17 protein-coding genes are annotated in these 19,070 nt (G+C 64.4%); 9 read left to right on the top strand and 8 right to left on the bottom strand.

Features of this window, described 5'->3' with window-relative positions; translation table 11 throughout:
* The 7 genes from nuoE to CH292_RS24075 all read right to left on the bottom strand — a co-directional run bounded on the left by nuoE (position 1) and on the right by CH292_RS24075 (position 5,124).
* Positions 1–828 (bottom strand): NADH-quinone oxidoreductase subunit NuoE, encoded by an 828-nt coding sequence (nuoE, locus tag CH292_RS24105; RefSeq protein WP_094655899.1) that lies wholly within the window; start codon positions 826–828, stop codon positions 1–3.
* Entirely contained in the window at positions 825–2,156 is a 1,332-nt protein-coding gene (nuoD, locus tag CH292_RS24100; protein ID WP_019664153.1) for an NADH dehydrogenase (quinone) subunit D, read from the bottom strand. Before nuoD ends, nuoE begins: the two co-directional genes overlap by 4 nt.
* Positions 2,156–2,812: an NADH-quinone oxidoreductase subunit C gene (locus CH292_RS24095; RefSeq protein ID WP_256978498.1), complete on the bottom strand. Its 657-nt coding sequence runs from the start codon at positions 2,810–2,812 to the stop codon at positions 2,156–2,158. Before CH292_RS24095 ends, nuoD begins: the two co-directional genes overlap by 1 nt.
* Positions 2,809–3,363 (bottom strand): NADH-quinone oxidoreductase subunit B family protein, encoded by a 555-nt coding sequence (locus CH292_RS24090; protein WP_019664151.1) that lies wholly within the window; start codon positions 3,361–3,363, stop codon positions 2,809–2,811. Before CH292_RS24090 ends, CH292_RS24095 begins: the two co-directional genes overlap by 4 nt.
* Positions 3,364–3,401: 38 nt before the next feature.
* A complete protein-coding gene (locus tag CH292_RS24085; protein WP_019664150.1) occupies positions 3,402–3,761 on the bottom strand; it encodes an NADH-quinone oxidoreductase subunit A in 360 nt (119 codons plus the stop codon).
* A 196-nt stretch (positions 3,762–3,957) separates the two neighbouring features.
* Complete coding sequence (locus CH292_RS24080) at positions 3,958–4,365, bottom strand: hypothetical protein (protein ID WP_020110236.1); 408 nt, start codon at positions 4,363–4,365, stop codon at positions 3,958–3,960.
* A 90-nt stretch (positions 4,366–4,455) separates the two neighbouring features.
* A complete protein-coding gene (locus CH292_RS24075; RefSeq protein WP_094655898.1) occupies positions 4,456–5,124 on the bottom strand; it encodes a hypothetical protein in 669 nt (222 codons plus the stop codon).
* Positions 5,125–5,277: 153 nt separating this feature from the next.
* On the opposite strand from CH292_RS24075, the gene CH292_RS24070 reads away from it, so the two are divergent.
* The 7 genes from CH292_RS24070 to CH292_RS24040 all read left to right on the top strand — a co-directional run bounded on the left by CH292_RS24070 (position 5,278) and on the right by CH292_RS24040 (position 15,885).
* The gene (locus CH292_RS24070; RefSeq protein ID WP_019664147.1) at positions 5,278–5,457 is read left to right on the top strand and encodes a hypothetical protein; all 180 of its coding nucleotides are present in this window, start codon (positions 5,278–5,280) and stop codon (positions 5,455–5,457) included.
* A gap of 76 nt (positions 5,458–5,533) precedes the next feature.
* Positions 5,534–7,063, top strand: a complete 1,530-nt coding sequence (locus tag CH292_RS24065; RefSeq protein WP_179275203.1) for an aldehyde dehydrogenase family protein — start codon at positions 5,534–5,536, stop codon at positions 7,061–7,063.
* A 38-nt stretch (positions 7,064–7,101) separates the two neighbouring features.
* A complete protein-coding gene (locus CH292_RS24060; RefSeq protein ID WP_019664145.1) occupies positions 7,102–8,622 on the top strand; it encodes an APC family permease in 1,521 nt (506 codons plus the stop codon).
* Positions 8,619–10,172 carry a GMC family oxidoreductase gene (locus CH292_RS24055; RefSeq protein WP_094627175.1) on the top strand — a complete coding sequence of 518 codons (1,554 nt, stop codon included), beginning with the start codon at positions 8,619–8,621 and terminating at the stop codon, positions 10,170–10,172. Before CH292_RS24060 ends, CH292_RS24055 begins: the two co-directional genes overlap by 4 nt.
* Positions 10,156–12,039 carry a putative nucleotidyltransferase substrate binding domain-containing protein gene (locus tag CH292_RS24050; RefSeq protein WP_094655897.1) on the top strand — a complete coding sequence of 628 codons (1,884 nt, stop codon included), beginning with the start codon at positions 10,156–10,158 and terminating at the stop codon, positions 12,037–12,039. Before CH292_RS24055 ends, CH292_RS24050 begins: the two co-directional genes overlap by 17 nt.
* A 23-nt stretch (positions 12,040–12,062) precedes the next feature.
* On the top strand, positions 12,063–14,732 hold the full coding sequence (locus CH292_RS24045) for a hypothetical protein (RefSeq protein ID WP_020110229.1): 2,670 nt from the start codon (positions 12,063–12,065) through the stop codon (positions 14,730–14,732).
* 49 nt (positions 14,733–14,781) lie between these two features.
* Positions 14,782–15,885, top strand: a complete 1,104-nt coding sequence (locus CH292_RS24040) for an alcohol dehydrogenase catalytic domain-containing protein (protein WP_033189729.1) — start codon at positions 14,782–14,784, stop codon at positions 15,883–15,885.
* Here CH292_RS24040 and CH292_RS24035 read toward each other — a convergent pair.
* Positions 15,867–16,673 carry an ABC transporter ATP-binding protein gene (locus CH292_RS24035; protein ID WP_094655896.1) on the bottom strand — a complete coding sequence of 269 codons (807 nt, stop codon included), beginning with the start codon at positions 16,671–16,673 and terminating at the stop codon, positions 15,867–15,869. The genes CH292_RS24040 and CH292_RS24035 overlap by 19 nt on opposite strands.
* 116 nt (positions 16,674–16,789) lie before the next feature.
* Here CH292_RS24035 and CH292_RS24030 point away from each other — a divergent pair, with 116 nt between their 5' ends.
* Complete coding sequence (locus tag CH292_RS24030) at positions 16,790–18,124, top strand: OFA family MFS transporter (RefSeq protein WP_019664139.1); 1,335 nt, start codon at positions 16,790–16,792, stop codon at positions 18,122–18,124.
* A gap of 186 nt (positions 18,125–18,310) precedes the next feature.
* Positions 18,311–19,069: a 4-hydroxy-tetrahydrodipicolinate reductase gene (dapB, locus tag CH292_RS24025; RefSeq protein ID WP_218830198.1), complete on the top strand. Its 759-nt coding sequence runs from the start codon at positions 18,311–18,313 to the stop codon at positions 19,067–19,069.
* Position 19,070: the final 1 nt, after the last annotated feature.

The following is a 19,070-nucleotide window of genomic DNA, read 5'->3' as shown; positions in this document are numbered from 1 at the left end:
TCACGGTCCTTTCTCGGGGGGAACCGATTCCGTCGGTGCAGGAGCGGGCTTGTCCTTGGTGGTCTCGGCGGCGTTGGCCTGCTCGGAGCCCAACGGGGCGGCTCCACTGTCTCGCACTTCGTCCGCAGTCGGCGCGTTCATTCCGTGCTCGCGAGCGAACCGCAGACCTGCCAGCGTCGACGCACCCGCACGTCCACCCGCGTGCACGGCGCCGAGCCGCTGGTCGGGGAAACCGGCGAGAATTCGCTCAGTCTCCTGGAACGTGCACAACGATGCACCACGGGTGGGAACCACCTCGGTGTCGGAGCGGAGCGAATCGACCAGTGCACGAGCGGATTCCGGTGTCTGATTGTCGAAGAACTCCCAGTTGACCATGACGACCGGCGCGTAGTCGCACGCCGCATTGCATTCGACGTGCGTGAGGGTCACGGCCGGATCGGCGGGGTCGACGTGTTCGCGCAGAGCGTCCATGATCGCGTCTCCGCCCATCACGGCACACAGAGTGTTGGTGCAGACGCCGACGAGGTAGTCGCCCGTCGGCTCGCGCCGATACATGGAGTAGAAACTCGACACGGCTGTGACTTCGGCACCCGTCAACCCGAGGTGCTCGGCGCAGAATTCGATTCCGGTGGGGGAAACATACCCGTCCTGGGACTGCACGAGGTGGAGCAACGGCAGCAGCGCCGACCGTGCCATCGCCGGGTTCGGCGCGTCCGGAGGCGAGTACCTCGCGATGATCGCCCTGGCGTCCTCGTCGAGGCGGACCCGGACATCGTCCGGGTACGGGGCCGGGCGGGTTCGGAGTCGAAGGTGGACCTTCTCGCTCATCGGTCGACACCGCCCATCACCGGATCGATGCTGGCGACGGCGGCGATGACGTCGGCAACCATCCCGCCCTCGCACGTCGCAGCCACGGCTTGGAGGTTGGTGAACGACGGATCCCGGTAGTGCACCCGGAACGGCCGAGTTCCGCCGTCGCTCACCATGTGCACGCCGAGCTCGCCGCGCGGCGACTCGACGGCAACGTAGACCTGCCCGGCCGGAACGCGGAACCCCTCGGTCACCAGCTTGAAATGGTGAATCAGCGATTCCATCGACGTGTTCATGATGTCCCGGACGTGGTCCGCGGAATTTCCCATTCCGTCGGACCCGACGGACAGGTCGGCCGGCCACGCGATCTTCTTGTCGTCGATCATGATCGGTCCCGGCCGGAGCCGATCGAGGCACTGTTCCACGATCTTCAACGACTCACGCATCTCCGCGACCCGAATGATGTAGCGGCCGTACGCGTCGCACCCGGTGTCGGTGCACACATCGAACTCGTAGTTCTCGTAACCGCAGTACGGCTGCGACACGCGTAGGTCGTGGGGCAGGCCGGTGGACCTGAGCATCGGTCCCGTGATCCCGAGCGCCATGCATCCGGTGAGGTCGAGATAACCGATACCCTTGGTTCGAGCCTTCCAGATCCTGTTGTCGTCCAACATGTTCGACATGTCGGTCAATCCGGACGGCAGTGTCTTCAGAAGGTCGCGTATCTTCTGGATCGCTCCCTCGGGCAAATCCTGCGCCAGACCACCGGGCCTGATGTACGCGTGGTTCATTCTGAGGCCGGTGATGGTTTCGAACACGTCGAGGATCTGTTCTCGTTCGCGGAATCCGAACAGCATCGCAGTCACGGCGCCGAGTTCCATCCCGCCTGTCGCCAGCGCGACGAGGTGCGACGAGATTCTGTTGAGTTCCATCAGCAGAACGCGAATCACGGTCGCGCGCTCGGGAATCTCGTCGGTGATGTCGAGGAGTTTCTCGACACCCAGACAATATGCAGCCTCGTTGAAGAAAGGGGACAGATAATCCATGCGCGTGACGAACGTGACGCCCTGGGTCCAGTTTCGGAACTCGAGGTTCTTCTCGATCCCGGTGTGCAGATAGCCGATCCCGCATCTGGCCTCGGTCACGGTCTCGGCTTCGATCTCCAGAATCAGACGCAGTACACCGTGCGTCGACGGGTGCTGCGGACCCATGTTGACGACGATCCGCTCCTCCGAGGACGTCGACGTGTCGGCGGCTGCCGCCACGATGTCGTCCCAGTCCTGCCCGGACACGGTGAAGGATTTCTCCGGAGGGGCCGACGTGTCGTGGCCTGCTGTGTCCGTCATCAGTTGTACTCCCGCCGTCGATCGGGTGGGGGAATGCTCGCGCCCTTGTACTCGACGGGAATCCCACCCAATGGATAGTCCTTGCGCTGGGGATGACCCACCCAGTCGTCGGGCATCTGAATGCGTGTCAGCGACGGGTGTCCGTCGAACTCGATGCCGAAGAAGTCGAACGTTTCGCGTTCGTGCCAGTCGTTCGTCGGGTAGATACCGACGAGGCTCGGGATGTGCGGATCCGATTCCGGCACCGACACTTCCAGACGAACACGACGGTTGTGGGTGATGGAGAGCAGGGGATAGCACGCGTGAAGTTCCCGGCCGGTGTTCTGTGGATAGTGAACGCCGTTGACGCCCAGGCACATCTCGAACCGTAGCTCGGGACCGTTTCGAAGCGTGCTCGCCACTGCGCGCAGGTGCTCGCGCCGGACGTGCAGGGTCAATTCACCGCGGAAGACTACGACGGATTCGACGGCGGCGTCGAACTCGACACCGAAGTCGTCTCGGAGTGCGGAGGCGAGTTCGTCTGCGACCGAGTCGAAGAATCCTCCGTACGGCCGCTCGGTGCTGCCCTGAACCAGCGGCGGTATCACGAGCCGCCCGTACCCTGAGGTGTCGCCCGTCCCGCGGACGCCGAACATCCCGCGCTTGTTCACCGTCATCGAAGCAGTCCCTTCAGCTCGATCGTCGGCCTGGAGTTCAATGCTGCTTCCTCGGCGGCACGCGCTACCGTCTCTCGGTCGACGCCCAGCGGCATCTCCTGAATTTTCTCGTGCAGTTTCAGGATCGCGTCGAGCAGCATCTCCGGCCGCGGCGGGCAGCCCGGCAGATAGATGTCGACCGGAACGACATGATCGACGCCCTGGACTATGGCGTAGTTGTTGAACATCCCGCCCGAGGATGCGCACACGCCCATTGCCAGAACCCATTTCGGCTCGGCCATCTGGTCGTAGATCTGCCGAAGAACCGGTGCCATCTTCTGGCTGACCCGTCCGGCGACGATCATCAGGTCGGCCTGCCGAGGGGATGCGCGGAACGCCTCCATGCCGAAACGTGCGATGTCGAACCGCCCCGAACTGGTGGCCATCATCTCGATCGCGCAGCACGCGAGTCCGAACGTCGCGGGCCACAGCGAGCCTTTGCGAACGTAGCCGGCGAGCCCCTCCACCGTGCTCAGCAGAAAGCCGCTCGGGAGCTTCTCTTCGAGACCCATGTCGGACCCTTCTTGTTGTTCGGCGCGCGGTCGGCGGACTAATCCCAGCTCAAGCCGCCTCGACGCCATTCGTAGGCGTACGCGACGGCGGCGCTGACGATGAACATGCCCATTGCGAGAAGACCGAAGATGCCGAGCGCGTCGAAGTGAACAGCCCAGGGATAGAGGAAGACGATCTCGATGTCGAAGATGATGAACAGCATGGCCGTCAAGTAGAACTTGACGGGGTATCGGCCAGCTCCCATCGGCTGCGCGGTCGGCTCGATTCCGCATTCGTAGGCATCCAATTTGGCACGGTTGTAGCGCTTGGGCCCGACAACTGCTGCGATGACGACGGACACGAGGGCGAAGGCGACTGCGACAGCGCCCAGGACCAGAATGGGGATGTACTCGTTCAACCTGTGTCGCCTCTCCGTGCCTGCCTTGTGAGCAAATGAGGAGTTCTGCCGACCAAGAGGTCCTTAGCCAACAGAAATTGTGAGCTGGAACACAGCCTACCGGTGCGATGCCCCGACTTGTCTCGGTTTTCGGCCAGTCGGATCGGCGTGTCGGTCGAAAAGTTGATCTTGCGCCGTCACGAGTCGGCGAAGGAAATCAGTTGTGACCGACAGATTTCGACGACGTGCGCAGTAAATCCGTCACTGCCCTCGTCAGAACGAAAGGGTCGAGGGGTTGCGACACCGCAGCATCGGCGCCGGACCACTCGGCCAGCCACCTGTCGTCGGGGCGACCGGTGAGAACGACCAGCGGCGGGCAGTGTTCGATCTCGTCCCTCAGCTGTTTGGCGACACCCATCCCGCCGGCCGGCGCTGCCTCTCCGTCGAGGATCGCAAGGTCTATTCCGCCTGCGTCGAGGTGATGCACCACCATGGGCTCGCTCGCGACCTCGAGGTATTCGACATCCGGAAGCGATGGATCGGGGCGTCGTCCGATGGACGAGGTGACGTCGGCGCGCGTGTGCGCATTGCTGCTGTAGACGAGGATGCGCAGCGAGGCGGTCACGTGAGCGATGCTACGTCCGAACCATCGCCGTGGGTACGGTTCGGCAAAATTAGGTAAACCTCTGTCCGACAACGAGTCTGTAGTCGTCTGTCAATCCTCGTGCGGCCTGATCCAGGCCAGGACGACGGGCTCGGACTGCCCGGGCCAGATGCCGGTCAGGGACGGGCCGGCTGCGGTCGATCGAGTGGTGTCGACGGCACGGACGAGGTCGATGCGCGTCGCCCCGGCGGTGATCGTCGTCGAGTCGTCGGAATCGATCGACGACACCGAGTCGAAGGCAGGTACCGGGGTGCCCGGGGTTCCGGTGCCGACGACTCGGGTGGTGACGGCCCGCTTCTCCGGCGGAGCCTCGTAGTCGTACTCCTCGTAGTCGTACTCCTCGTAGTCGTACACCAGGGCGGCCTCGGTTCCACCGGTCAGGATCGCAGTTACCAGCGCGGTCACGTACACCGGATCGGCCACACCGTCGTACGCCCATCTCGTTCCGAGGACCGAGTGCTCCATCGTCGTCACGAGGGCGTCGTCGGACCGGGGCCACGGTGCGCCGCGGTACGTGAGCGGGACCTGCAGTACTCGGCCGCCGGTCGAGATCAAGAATGTCTCGATCCCGACGGCACCGGCGGGATCGTCGAATCTGTACGCGCCGAGGATGTCGACATCCGTGCTGCTCGTCCAAGGACGCGACGGTAGCCAGGCGCGGAGAGCGTCGCGCTTGCTCGGCGTCAACTCTGCGGCGTGAATGATGGCCAAGACGTGCACGCTACCTGCATGCCTGCGTTCCATTCAGTATCGATGTGTAACGGTTCGAGTCGTTGGACTGATTAACCATGCAACTCCGGAGCGCGGTGCCGCAGACCCCCGACTCGGCACCGCACCGGAGCCCTGAACCCCGGACGAGCTGCGAGGAAGCCCATGCACGATCATGTGACAGCCCAGTTTCCGCACGGCGACGGGCCCAGCGAGGACGTGTTGAACGAGTTCGGAGTCAGTCGTCAGGCATTCGTCGGCCGACTGCGCGAAATTCTGCTCCGTAATCCTCCCGCGGCACTCGACGACGTCGACGTCGCACGGGTGCTCGCAGCCTGCTCCTGACGGCACTGGCACACGAAGACCCCTCGCGGGCTTACGGTTGATCACGAGTCATCCGGTCAGCGAGAAGGAGTCCGACGTGCCCACCTCCGGAAACGAAGCACTCGATACAGCGAATCTGCGCCCGTCGTTGTGGATCGACGGACGATGGACGGAGTCGTCCGACGGGGGCACCCGGGAGATCGTCGATCCGTCGAACGGAAGCGTTGTCGTCGTCGTCGACGAAGCGACGCCCGCGGACGCGCGAGACGCTGTCACGGCGGCGCGTCGAACCTTCGACGACGGCGCCTGGCCGGCAACGGCTGTCTCCGAGCGGGCAGCGCTGCTGAGTACGATCGCGGATCTCCTGCAACGGGACAAGGAGCAACTCGCGCACCTGGAAACCGTCGACACCGGTAAAACGTTGGCCGAGAGCCGAATCGACATCGACGACGTGACATCGGTGTTCCGGTACTACGCGGAACTCGCGGCGGTGCACAGCGACCGGCTCGTCGACGTCGGACGGCCCGAAATTCTCAGCCGCGTCGTGCACGAGCCGATCGGTGTGTGCGTCATGATCGCGCCGTGGAACTATCCGCTTCTGCAGATCTCCTGGAAGATCGCACCGGCGCTGGCGGCCGGGTGCACGATGGTGCTCAAGCCCAGCGAAGTGACCCCGCTCAGCACCATCGCGTTCGCCAAACTGGTCGAAGAGGCAGGGGTGCCTGCGGGTGTGGTCAACCTCGTGCAGGGAAGCGGGGCCGTACTCGGTGAGGCGTTGACGACCGATCCGGACGTCGACTTCATCTCGTTCACCGGGGGACTGGCGACGGGCCGAACAATCCTGGCGGCGGCGGCCGCGAACGTGACCAAGGTTGCCGTCGAGCTGGGCGGAAAGAACCCGCACATCGTGTTCGCCGATGCACTCGTCGACGACGACGCGTTCGCGAACTCCGTGGATCATGTGTTGACCGGGGTGTTCCTGCACTCGGGGCAGGTGTGTTCTGCCGGGACCCGGCTGATCATCGAGGAGTCGGTAGCGGACCGATTCGTCGCTGCACTCGCCGAACGCGCGGGCCACATCACGATGGGATCGGGCCTGGACGAGAACTCCGAGACCGGACCGCTCGTGTCGGAGGCGCAGCTGAAGAAGATCGAGGGCTTCGTCGAACTGGGGATTTCCGAAGGTGCCGAGCTCGTCGTCGGCGGCAGGCGGCCCGAGGATCCGCGCCTTGCTGCCGGCAGCTTCTTTCTGCCCACGGTGTTCGACAGATGCGATCGCTCGATGAAAATCGTGCAGGAAGAGACGTTCGGGCCCATACTCACTGTTGAGCGTTTCACGACCGAGGAGGACGCGTTGCGTCTCGGCAACGACACGAACTACGGTCTCGCGGCGGGTGTCCGAACGTCGGACAGTGCGCGGGGCGAACGTATGGTGCGCGGATTGCGGCACGGAACGGTGTGGCTCAACGACTTCGGCATCTACACTGCTGCGGCCGAATGGGGCGGATTCAAACGATCCGGAAACGGTCGAGAACTGGGCCCGTCCGGATTGTCCGAATATCAAGAAGCCAAGCATATCTGGCACAACACCTCGCCCACGGCGGCCGGGTGGTTCAGCACCCCCTGAGATTCCACGAGTTCTGCCGGACGAAAGGCAGTACGAGTATGACAGTCGATTCCGACAGCGGCATGGACGATTTCGGTTACAAGGAATCGCTCGATCGAAGTCTGGGAAAGTTCGCCAGCTTCGCCGCAGGTGTGAGCTACATATCGATTCTGACCGGCACGTTCCAGCTGTTCTACTTCGGGTTCGGTACGGCCGGGCCCGCCTACCTGTGGTCGTGGCCTGCAGTGTTCGTCGGGCAACTCTGCGTCGCACTGTGTTTCATGGAGCTCGCCGCCAAATATCCGGTCGCGGGATCGGTCTACAACTGGGCCAAGCTTCTGGGGCGGCGCATCGTGGGGTGGTCTGCGGGCTGGTTGATGCTGACGGCGTCGATCGTCACGCTGTCGGCCGTGGTTCTCGCGTTGCAATTGAATCTTCCGCGAATCTGGACCGGTTTCCAGATCATCGGCGACGGCAGCGGAGACAACGATTTCGCGACCAACGCAGTCCTGTTGGGCGCAATCATGATTGCGATCACCACGACCATCAACGCGCTGGGTGTCAAGTTGATGGCAATGATCAACAGTGCCGGTGTGTTCATCGAGTTGATCGCCGCAGTGCTGATCGCCGTCATTCTCGCGGCCAACATCACACGAGGCCCCGAGGTCTTCTTCTCCACCAACGGATACGGAGCAGGTGAGAGCGGCGGCTTCCTTGCCGCGTTCCTCGTCGCATCTCTTGCGTCCGGCTACGTCATGTACGGATTCGACACCGCGTCGTCGCTCGGCGAGGAAACCGTCGAGCCCAGACGGACGGCACCGAAGGCGATTCTGCGCGCCATTCTCGCGTCGTTCGTCATCGGCGGGGCGATTCTCGTGTTCGCGGTGATGGCAGCCCCCGACCTGGAGGATCCCTCGCTCGGCAGCCCCGAGGGAAGTCTTCAGTCGATAGTCGAATCGGTGATGTGGGGTCCCCTCGGCACGGTCTTCCTGATCTGCATCGTCGTCGCCGTCGTCGTCTGCTCACTGGCCGTCCACACCGCAGCGATCCGTCTGACGTTCGCGATGGCGCGCGACAACGCATTGCCGTTCGGCGAGAGCCTGGCCAAGGTCAATCCGAAGACCCAGACTCCGGTCGTGCCTGCCGTGACGATCGGCGTGCTGGCCATCGCGATCCTCGTCGTCAACGTCGGTCAGCCGCAGATCTTCACGGTGCTGACGTCGATCGCGATCATCATGATCTACCTCGCGTATCTGATGGTGACCGGTCCGCTGCTCGTCAAGCGGTTCAAAGGAGAATGGCCACCGAAGGACCTGAAACCCGGCGGCTACTTCACGATGGGCAGAGCCGGCCTGATCGTCAATCTGGTCGCCGTCGTATGGGGAGCAGGCATGGCCTTGAATCTGGCGTGGCCGCGCGTCGCGGTGTACGGCAGTCCCTGGTACAACACGTGGGGTGCGTTCGTCTACATCGGTGTGATTCTGGTGCTGGGTCTGGCCTGGTACGGAACGACGGGTCGTCGCCACATCGGTACGTTGAAGTCACATGCATCCACCGGTGAGGAGAGGAGTCCGTCGTGACGGACGCGGCATTCGATTACGTCATCGCAGGAGGCGGTACCGCAGGGTGTGTTCTCGCAGCGAGACTGAGCGAGGATCCGTCCGTGACCGTGTGCCTCGTCGAGGCTGGTCCGTCCGATGTGGGCGACGACAGCATTCTCGACCTGTCGCAGTGGATGCACCTGTTGGATTCCGGTTACGACTGGGACTATCCCGTCGAACCACAGGAGCGGGGCAACAGTTTCATGCGCCATGCCCGGGCGAAAGTGCTCGGAGGGTGTTCGTCGCACAACTCCTGCATCGCATTTCACCCGCCCGCGCAGACGCTGGACGACTGGGAAGCCGCGGGCGCAACGGGGTGGGGAGCGAAGGACGTGCTGCCGTTGGTGGCGCGAGTGGAGAACAACGACACCGGACGCGGTCACGACGGGCCCGTGCGCATCCGCGACATTCCTCCCGTGGATCCCTGCGGGACAGCGGTTCTGGAGTCCGCTGCCGAGGTCGGTCTGCCCACCGTGCAGTTCAACCGCGGTGACACCGTCATCGACGGTGCCGGGTGGTTTCAGATCAACGCAGGCGAGGACGGCACGCGCATGTCCACCTCACACGCGTATCTGCATCCGATTCTGGACTCACGCCCCAATCTCGAGGTTCGGACTCACAGCTGGATCAGCGAGATTCTGATCGACGACGCACTCACCGCAACCGGGATCCGCTGCCAACGACCTGATCTGACGGGGTACGACACGATCACCGCGCGCCGCGAAGTCATTGTCACAGCAGGCGCGATCGACACACCGAAACTGCTCATGTTGTCCGGCATCGGACCCGCGGATCATCTGCGCTCCATGGGAATCGATGTGCGAGTCGACTCGCCCGGTGTCGGTGAAAATCTCGACGACCACGTCGAAGGCCTCGTCTTCTGGGAAGCGTCACGGCCCATGGTGACGACGTCCTCGCAGTGGTGGGAAATCGGTATCTTCGCCGCGACCGAACCGAACCTCGACTACCCCGACGTCATGATGCACTACGGCAGCGTGCCGTTCGACATGAACACCCTCCGCTGGGGATACCCGACGACCGACAACGGATTCTGTCTGACTCCCAACGTGACTCAGGGCCGGTCGCGGGGCACGGTACGCCTACGGAGCCGTGACTTCCGGGACCGCGCGAAAGTGGACCCCCGATACTTCACCGACCCGGACGGACACGACGACGCAGTCATGCTCGCCGGCCTGAAGCTGGCGAGGAAGATCGCCGCGCGAGGGCCGCTGTCGTCCTGGATCGAACGTGAACTCGCTCCAGGACCCGCCGCCGTGACCGACGACGACCTGCTCGACTACGTGCACAAGACACACAACACCGTCTATCACCCGGCGGGCACCGCACGGATGGGGTCCGCCGCAGACGTCACGGCGGTGCTCGACCCGGAATTGAGGGTCAAGGGCGTACGCAACCTGCGTGTGGTGGATGCGTCGGCGATGCCCAAGTTGCCCTCGGTCAACCCGAACATCACCGTCATGACCATGGCAGAGAAATGCGCGGACCTGATCCGTGGACGACACAGCTGACTTCCTCGCCCGCTACCCTCCGTTCCGGACCGCGACGCCGCGAGAATTGGGCGCGCTGAGCGCCGAGGCCCGGAGCGTCGAGTACCCCACCGGGGCAACCATTCTCGACGTCGACATGCGCGACGTCGATTCGGTGTGGGTGGTCCGACGCGGTCGGGTCGTCATTCTGCAACCGGACGACACGGCGCTCACGGCCGTTCCCGTCGACACGGTCGACGTCGGCGGTGTGTTCGGGTTCTCGGCCATGTTGTCCGGATCGACGTTCGGCTTCGTCGCTCGTACGACGGAACCGAGCGTCGTCGTCCAGCTGCCCGGGACGCTCATGCGCCCGCTGTTCTCCGAACCCGCGGGCCTGGCGTTCCTTGCCGAGGCGGTGACCACCGCCACTGCGGCTGTGGCTGGTCCGACCGACCGAACCACACGCAGAACCGTCGGCGACCTGGTGTCCGGTCCAGCGATCGCCGTCGATGCGGACACCACGGTTCGCGACGCAGTGCGGGCCATGACCGAACGCGGGGCATCGTGCGTACTGGTGCAGCTGGGCAGTGGCCGCTACGGGATCTTCACCGACCGCGATCTCCGCATCCGAGTCGTCGCCGCCGGCATCGGCGTCGACACACCGATCGGCGCCGTCATGACCGCACCTGCCGAGACCGTCACCGCCGACCGGTTGGCTGCCACCGTGTTGGTGGACATGCTGGATCGAGGTCTGCGGCACATGCCGGTGCTGTCGGGGCGAGGCGAGATGATCGGCGTCATCGAGGACTCCGAACTGCATGCGGCGTCGACCCGGCGAAGCTTCGTGTTGCGACGATCGGTTGCGCTTGCCACGACCACGGGCGAGCTGATCGACGCTGCTCGGAGAATTCCCGGTCTCGCAATCGACCTGTTCCGTGGTGGGACGGAACCGACTGCGGTGAGCGCCATCCTCTCGGTCGTCATGGACAGCGTCGTCCGACGCGCGCTCGAGCTCGAGCGGGGAACAGACCCCGAAGTTCCGCGGTCCGACGTCGCATGGTTGACGCTCGGCAGCGTCGCACGTCGGGAGGCGATGCCGTCCTCGGACGTGGACAGCGCCCTGTCCTGGTCCGATCTACTGCCCGATCCGTCGGGCGGTGGGCGAACCCGGGACACCGCGCTGATGGACCTCGCTGCGCGAGTGCATCTGACCCTTGCCGCATGCGGTCTACCGGCCGACTCGAACGGTGCAGTGGCGAGCTCGCCGAGGTTTGCGAGATCGGCGACCCAATGGCAATCCGCGGCGGGACACTGGCTGAGCAACCCCTTCGGTGACCGGGGCAATCCGTCGTCGGATTCGGGCCTGATCATGTCGTCTCTACTCGTCGACGGACGAGTGGTGTGGGGAAATCCCGAACTGCACACGGTGCCCGACGTGTACCGCACGATGGCCGCGGATCATCCCGACGCGCTTCGACTTCAACTGCGCGACGCACTGGCCGGGCGTGCCCGGCTTCGATCGCTGCGTGACGTACTGGCGCGACGAGGCGGCACGTTCGATCTCAAGGCTCACGCGATCACGCCGATCGTCAATCTTGCGCGGTGGGGCGGCCTGTCCGTCGGGCTGGCCTCCGCGTCCACCCCGGCGAGACTGGCGGCGGCGTCGGGAAACGGGTTTCTGGCCGATCGCGACGTCGACATTCTGACCGAGGTGTTCACTCTGTTGCAGCGCCTGCGGCTGGGACATCAGATCGAACAGCTCGAAGCAGGCCTTGCGCCGGGAGACGTACTCGTCATGGGAGAGCTCTCCGCGATCGAACGCAGTGTGCTCGGAGACGGCGTCCGCGAGATCGCAGCGGTTCAGCGACGTGTGGGATATCTCGCGAGCAACGTCGGCGTGCGTCCGTGACGTCGAGATAGCAGACTGGGCGCGTGACCGACGACGCTGACACACCTTCGACCGCCGAACACTCACGCCTTGCCGAATCGCCCGGTGTGTCGGGCCCGTGGCGCCAGTGGGGTCCCTACCTTGCGGGACGACAGTGGGGGACGGTGCGCGAGGACTACTCGGCCGACGGCGATGCGTGGCAGTCGTTCCCCTTCGACCAGGCGCACGCCCGAGCCTACCGCTGGGGCGAGGACGGATTGGGCGGAATCAGCGACCGCTTCGGCTTTCTCAACTTCGCCTTCGCATTGTGGAACCGCAAGGACCCGATTCTCAAGGAGCGGCTGTTCGGGCTGACCAACGGCGAGGGGAACCACGGCGAGGACGCCAAGGAGTACTGGTGGGTCGTCGACGGCACTCCGACCCATAGTTGGATGCAGTGGCTCTACCGTTACCCGCACGCGGAATATCCGTACCGGCAGTTGCGTGAGGAGAACGCGGCGCGCGGGCGAGACGAACGCGAATACGAACTGTCCGACACCGGAATTCTGGACGGCAACCGCTTTTTCGACGTCCAGGTGACCTACGCCAAGGCGTCGCCGGACGACATGTGCATCGTCATCTCGATCACCAATCACGGACCGGACGCGGCGTCGGTCGACTTGCTTCCCCATCTGTGGCTACGCAACACCTGGGCGTGGGGCCGCGACGACAGGGCCGGGATGCTCCGGGCCGTCGAAGCGCCGGAACTGCAGGTCGGTGGGGTGACTGCCGTCGAGGCCGAGCACGGATTCCTCGGCAAGTACTATCTGAGCGCCGAGGGCCACCCCGAAGTCCTGTTCTGCGACAACGAAACCAACGCGGCCGAACTGTGGGGTCAGGAGAACCGCTCCGCGTTCAGCAAGGACGGAATCGGCCGACGTGTCGTCGGTGGTGACGTGGAGGCGGTCAACCCGGAGAAGTCCGGCACGAAGTCGGCGTTCTGGTTCTCGTTCGACGACATCGCATCCGGTGCGACGGTGGAGGTCAAGCTCCGACTCTCGACGAGGATTCCCGACGAGCAGACATTCGGACGCGGATTCGACGCCGTCGTGGCGGACCGACGTGCCGAGGCGGACGAGTTCTACTCCACCGTCATCGGACCCGAACTCGACGAGCAGGATCGGCACGTGGCGAGACGCGCCTACGCGGGCCTGCTGTGGACCAAGCAGCTCTACCGCTACGACGTCGAACAATGGCTCGAAGGCGACCGGGTGGGCGAGCCTGCACCGGAATCGCGTCGGGGTCCCGGTGGTCGCAACACTCATTGGCGTCACCTTGCTCTCGCCGACGTCATCTCGATGCCCGACGAGTGGGAGTATCCGTGGTTCGCCGCGTGGGACCTTGCGTTCCACACGATTCCGCTCGCGCACGTCGACCCGGATTTCGCGAAGGAACAACTCGTGCTCATGTGCCGCGAGTGGTCCATGCATCCCAACGGCCAACTGCCCGCCTACGAATGGGAGTTCGGTGACGTCAACCCGCCGGTACATGCATGGGCAGCGTGGCACGTCTATCGGATCGACGGTTACCGGGACCGTGAGTTCCTGGTTCGCGTGTTCACCAAGTTGCTGCTGAACTTCGCCTGGTGGGTCAACCGCAAGGACTCCGAGGGATCGAACATCTTCGAGGGCGGGTTTCTCGGGATGGACAACATCGGGTTGTTCAATCGATCCGCACCTCTTCCGCCGGGGTTCCGGCTCGAGCAATCCGATGCCACCAGTTGGATGGCGTTCTACTGCCAGCAGATGTTCAAGATCGCGTTGGAGCTCGCGCGGCACGACAGTGCCTGGGACGACGTGGCGACCAAGTTCTTCGCGCACTTCCTGTCGATTGCGAAAGCTGTGAAATCGTTCGGATCGCAGCATATTTCGCTGTGGCACGAGGAAGACGGATTCTTCTACGACGTCCTCGTTCCGCCCGAGGGTGACGCTGTCCCGCTGCGCGTGAGATCGATGGTGGGCCTTTTGCCGATCCTGGGGGCGACGGAGATTCCGTCGTGGGTGGAGGACGAGTGCCCGGACCTGACGGCGCGGCTCCGGTGGGTGCAGCGACGCAGGCCGGAGATGATCAGTCCTCTGCTCGCACGCAAGGACGGAGACGAAGTACGGGTGCTGCTCTCGCTCGTCGAACCGGAGCGTCTCAAGCGTGTGCTGGCCAGAATGTTCGATTCCGAGGAGTTCCTGTCGCGGTTCGGCATACGTTCACTGTCTGCGTCCTACCGCGACGGAGTCACGTACGAGATCGACGGCCGGAGCCTGTCGATCGAGTACGAGCCGGGGGAGTCCCGCACCGGGATGTTCGGCGGCAACTCGAACTGGCGCGGGCCCATCTGGTTCCCGGTCAACGTCCTGCTGGCCGACAAGTTGCGGGCGTACGGACGGCACTACGGCGACTCCTTCACCATCGAGATTCCCACCGGGTCGGGGAACCACTGCACCCTGACCGACGCCGCGGATCTCATCGACAACGGTCTGGCTGCTCTGTTCCGGCCCGTCGACGGGAAACGACCGGCCGACGGGGATCGCATCGAGTCCAGTGACGACCCTCTGTGGAGTGTGCACCCGACGTTCAACGAGTATTTCGACGGCGACACCGGGGAGGGGCTCGGAGCGTCCCACCAGACCGGCTGGACCGGATTGGTCGCGCACCTGCTGCGGCCCCGCCTTCCCCTGTGAGTACTCGAGTAGGGCAGGGCGCGCATTTCCGCTCACCTAGAGTGTGGGAATGAAGATCCGCGGCGCAGTTCTCGAGGAAATCGGACGACCACGGCCATTCGCCGAGTCGAAGCCCATCTCCATCTCCGAGCTGGATCTGGCTCCACCGGGTCCGGGGGAAGTGCTCGTGCGGATCGAAGCAGCCGGGCTCTGCCACTCGGACCTGTCCGTCGTCGACGGCAACCGAGTTCGCCCGGTACCGATGCTGCTCGGCCACGAGGCCGCGGGCCGAGTCGAGACCGTCGGGGACGGTGTCGACGATCTGCCCGTCGGGACCCGAGTGGTCATGACGTTTCTGCCGCGATGCGGAGATTGCGCAGGATGTCTGACCGACGGCCAGATGCCCTGCATCCCGGGCAGTGCCGCCAACAACGCCGGCACCCTGCTGGGCGGTGGAGCCAGGTTGGACCGAGCCGGGTCGGAGGTGAAACACCACCTCGGCGTCTCCGGCTTCGCGACCCACGCCGTCGTCAGTCGCAAGTCCGTCGTCGCTGTCGACGACGACATCCCGGCCGATGTCGCGGCAGTGCTCGGCTGCGCGGTACTCACCGGAGGAGGGGCGGTGCTCAACGCCGGCCGACCGCGGCCGGGGCAATCGGTGATGGTGATCGGGCTCGGCGGCGTCGGAATGGCCTCGATCCTGACCGCCGTGTCGGTGGGGGCAGGTGAGGTGATCGGCGTCGACGGTGTGCCGGACAAACTGGCCGTTGCCCGTGAGCTCGGTGCAACACAGACGTTCTCGCCCGCAGAGCGAGAAGAACGCGGCGTCAAGGCCGACATCGTGATCGAGGCGGCCGGCAACGCGCGTGCATTCGAAGCCGCGGTAGCGGCGACGGCTCCCGGCGGTACGACGGTCACCGTCGGACTACCCGCGCCCGACGCCCGGTCGTCGATCTCCCCGTTGGGTCTCGTCGCCGAAGCACGCACGATCATCGGCAGTTACCTGGGCTCGGCGGTGCCGTCGCGGGACATCCCGCTCTACGCCCAGATGTGGCGCGAGGGACGGCTTCCGGTGGAGAAGCTCATCAGCTCACGGATCGGGCTGGCCGACGTCAATCGCGGAATGGACGAGTTGGCCGACGGCAAAGCCATCCGTCAGGTGATCACGTTCTGAACGGCGGTTGCCACCCACCGGCCGCCTCGACGGTCGATCTCGATGGGGTGATCGAAGCACGCGCTGATGTTGGCTGTGGTGATCACCTCGTCGACGGCCCCGCTCGCCGTGATCCGACCGTCCCGGATGAGGACGGCATGCGTCGTCGACGTCGGGATCTCCTCCAGATGGTGCGTCACCAGAATGCTTGCGAGCGAGGGGTGTTGGCGTCGCAGACTGTCGACCGCGGTCAGAAGCTGTTCGCGTGCAGCGAGGTCGAGTCCGGTGGCGGGTTCGTCGAGCAGTAACAGCGCGGGGTCGGCCAGTAGTGCGCGTGCGATGAGTGCGCGTCCACGCTCGCCTTGAGAGAGCGTGTACCACGGTGACGAGGATCGGTTCTCGACGCCGAGGGACTCGATCAGGCGTTGTGCGCGCGACATCTCGCCGTCCGACGGCGACCATCGGGGGATCAGATCCGGAGTGTTCGTCAGCCCGGTGAGCACGGCCTGTACCAGTGTCAGTGACGGTTCCATGTTCAGACGCGGGTCGACGTGGCCTATGTGCGTGCGGAGTTCGCGCATGTCCACCCGACCCAGCCGATGCCCGAGGACGTGCACGGTGCCGTTCGTGGGATGAACGAACGCCCCGAGAAGGCTCAACAACGTGCTTTTACCTGCGCCGTTCGCGCCGAGCAATACCCAGTGCTCGCCCTCGGCGATGCTGACGGACGCGTCGCGCAGCAGGAAGCGACCGTTTCGAACCAGGTCGACGTGATCCGCTCGGAGAACGGCACCGGTTTCGTCACTCACCTTCAGGACGCTAGCGCCGTCGGTCGGACCCGGTGTGATCGGCCCCCGGCGTGTGATGTTTGACTCACCCAGGTCAGTGGAAAGTTGTACTGGTTGCCACCGAACAAGGGATCTCGATGACTCTCGCGATACTCGAACGATCACGCATCGTTGCCACCCCGGAATGGAGCCGATGGCTCATCCCACCCGCAGCACTGTCGATCCATCTGGCGATCGGATCCGCATACGCGTGGAGCGTCTTCAAGAACGCCATCTCCGCACCCACCGCCATGGATCTCAGCGGCACGGTCACGGCCATACCGTTCCAGCTCGCCATCGTCATGCTCGGTCTGTCCGCAGCCGTGTTCGGAACCAGGGTGGAGAAGAACGGGCCCCGCTGGGCGATGACCGTGTCCCTGATCTTCTTCGTGAGCGGACTGTTGCTGTCCGCCTTGGGAATGAGCCTCGACCAGTTCTGGCTGGTGATCTTCGGGTACGGGTTCGTCGGCGGCATCGGACTCGGCATCGGGTACATCTCGCCGGTCTCGACGCTGATCAAATGGTTCCCGGACCGGCCAGGGATGGCGACGGGTATCGCGATCATGGGCTTCGGTGGCGGTGCCCTCATCGCGTCACCGTTGACCACCCAATTGCTTTCGGGCTTCGGTGGTTTCACCGACGCGTCGATCGCACAGACGTTCCTGGTGCTGGCCGTCGGCTACGCCGTGTTCATGGCGCTGGGGGTCGTCCTGATCAGAGTGCCGGCCGACGACTGGAAACCCGCAGGCTGGAACCCCTCGGCGTCGTCTCCGTTGGTCGCGACTCACAACGTATCGGCGGCGAACGCGGTCAAAACGCCTCAGTTCTGGCTGCTGTGGATCGTGCTGTGTTTCAACGTGACCGCGGGAATCGGCATTCTGGAGCGCGCGTCGGGGATCTACCAGGACTTCTTTCCCGACGCCACCTCCCCGGAATCACTCGCGGCTGCTGCAGCCGGTTTCGTGGCCTTCCTGTCGCTGACCAACATGATCGGACGGTTCGTGTGGTCGTCCGTGTCCGACCTGGTCGGCCGCAAGAACATCTACCGCCTCTACCTCGGCGTCGGTGCGCTGCTGTATCTCTACATCGCACTGTTCACCAACTCCAACAAGGTTCTGTTTCTCGTCTCGGCGCTGCTCATTCTGTCCTTCTACGGCGCGGGATTCGCGACGATGCCCGCGTATCTGAAAGACATGTTCGGCACCTACCAGGTCGGCGCCATCCACGGTCGATTGCTGACGGCATGGTCGGTCGCAGGTGTCCTCGGTCCGCTGATCGTCAACGCCATCGCCGACGCCGGAGAGGACGGTCAGGTCGGCCGCTACCTACCGGCGTTCTACGTGATGATCGCCCTGCTCGCCATCGGATTCGTCGCGAACGAACTGATCAAGCCCGTGAACTCGAAGTACCACGAACCGGAGGTCGACGCATGAACTCGACACGTCAGCACACCGTCATGATCGTGGCCTGGCTGTGGGTGACCGTGCCGTTCGTCTACGGGCTCTACGAGCTGATCCTCAAAGCCAAGAATCTCTTCGGCAGCTGAGTGGTCTGCGTTCGCAGGTCGTCAGTAGGCTTCACACGACCAATCGTGTCGGTGAGAAGAGAGTGGAGCAGACGTGAGTTCAGAAGCACCTATCCGAGTCGGCGTACTGGGTGCCCGCGGCAAGGTGGGCCAGGCGATCTGCGCCGCTGTCGAGGCTGCGTCGGACCTCGAACTGGTCGCGACCGTCGACGCCGGTGACCCGCTCTCGCTGTTCGTCGACTCGGCCACCCAGGTGGTCGTCGACTTCACTCATCCCGACGTCGTCATGCCCAACCTGCAGTTCCTCGTGGAGAACCGAATCCACGCCGTCGTCGGAACCACCGGGTTCGACGAGGAACGGCTCGCGTCGGTGACGGAGTGGCTGGGGTCCTCGCCTCGGACCGGTGTGCTGATCGCCCCCAACTTCGCCATCGGAGCAGTCCTCACCATGCGCTTCGCGGAGCAGGCCGCACGCTTCTTCGACTCGGTCGAGGTCATCGAGCTGCACCACCCGAACAAGGCCGATGCACCCTCGGGAACCGCCTATCGCACTGCGGAACTCATCGCGAAAGCACGAGCGAAGGCAGGGACCCCGAAGAGCCCCGATGCCACCACGGTGGAGTTCGACGGTGCCCGCGGCGCCGAGGTGGACGGAGTTCGCGTCCACTCGATCAGGCTCGCCGGTCTGGTCGCGCATCAGGAAGTTCTGCTCGGCACCCTCGGCGAGACACTGACGATCCGTCACGACTCGCTCGATCGCACGTCGTTCGCGCCGGGCGTCCTGCTGGGGGTCCGCGAGATCGCCGGACGGCCGGGGCTGACCGTCGGACTCGATTCCTTCCTCGATCTGTAAG

The sequence above is a fragment of the Rhodococcus sp. 14-2470-1a genome (assembly GCF_002259425.1).
Taxonomy (GTDB): Bacteria; Actinomycetota; Actinomycetes; order Mycobacteriales; family Mycobacteriaceae; genus Rhodococcoides; species Rhodococcoides fascians_E.
The sequence above is the reverse complement of the archived record's forward strand: the minus strand, read 5'-3'. Positions and strand labels throughout refer to the sequence as shown.

Excerpts from the sequence above, each read along its gene's own strand:
- nuoE (WP_094655899.1), bottom strand. The coding sequence starts at position 828 with ATGAGCGAGAAGGTCCACCTTCGACTCCGAACCCGCCCGGCCCCGTAC.
- nuoD (WP_019664153.1), bottom strand. The coding sequence starts at position 2,156 with ATGACGGACACAGCAGGCCACGACACGTCGGCCCCTCCGGAGAAATCC.
- CH292_RS24095 (WP_256978498.1), bottom strand. The coding sequence starts at position 2,812 with ATGACGGTGAACAAGCGCGGGATGTTCGGCGTCCGCGGGACGGGCGAC.
- CH292_RS24090 (WP_019664151.1), bottom strand. The coding sequence starts at position 3,363 with ATGGGTCTCGAAGAGAAGCTCCCGAGCGGCTTTCTGCTGAGCACGGTG.
- CH292_RS24070 (WP_019664147.1), top strand. The coding sequence starts at position 5,278 with ATGCACGATCATGTGACAGCCCAGTTTCCGCACGGCGACGGGCCCAGC.
- CH292_RS24060 (WP_019664145.1), top strand. The coding sequence starts at position 7,102 with ATGACAGTCGATTCCGACAGCGGCATGGACGATTTCGGTTACAAGGAA.
- CH292_RS24040 (WP_033189729.1), top strand. The coding sequence starts at position 14,782 with ATGAAGATCCGCGGCGCAGTTCTCGAGGAAATCGGACGACCACGGCCA.
- CH292_RS24030 (WP_019664139.1), top strand. The coding sequence starts at position 16,790 with ATGACTCTCGCGATACTCGAACGATCACGCATCGTTGCCACCCCGGAA.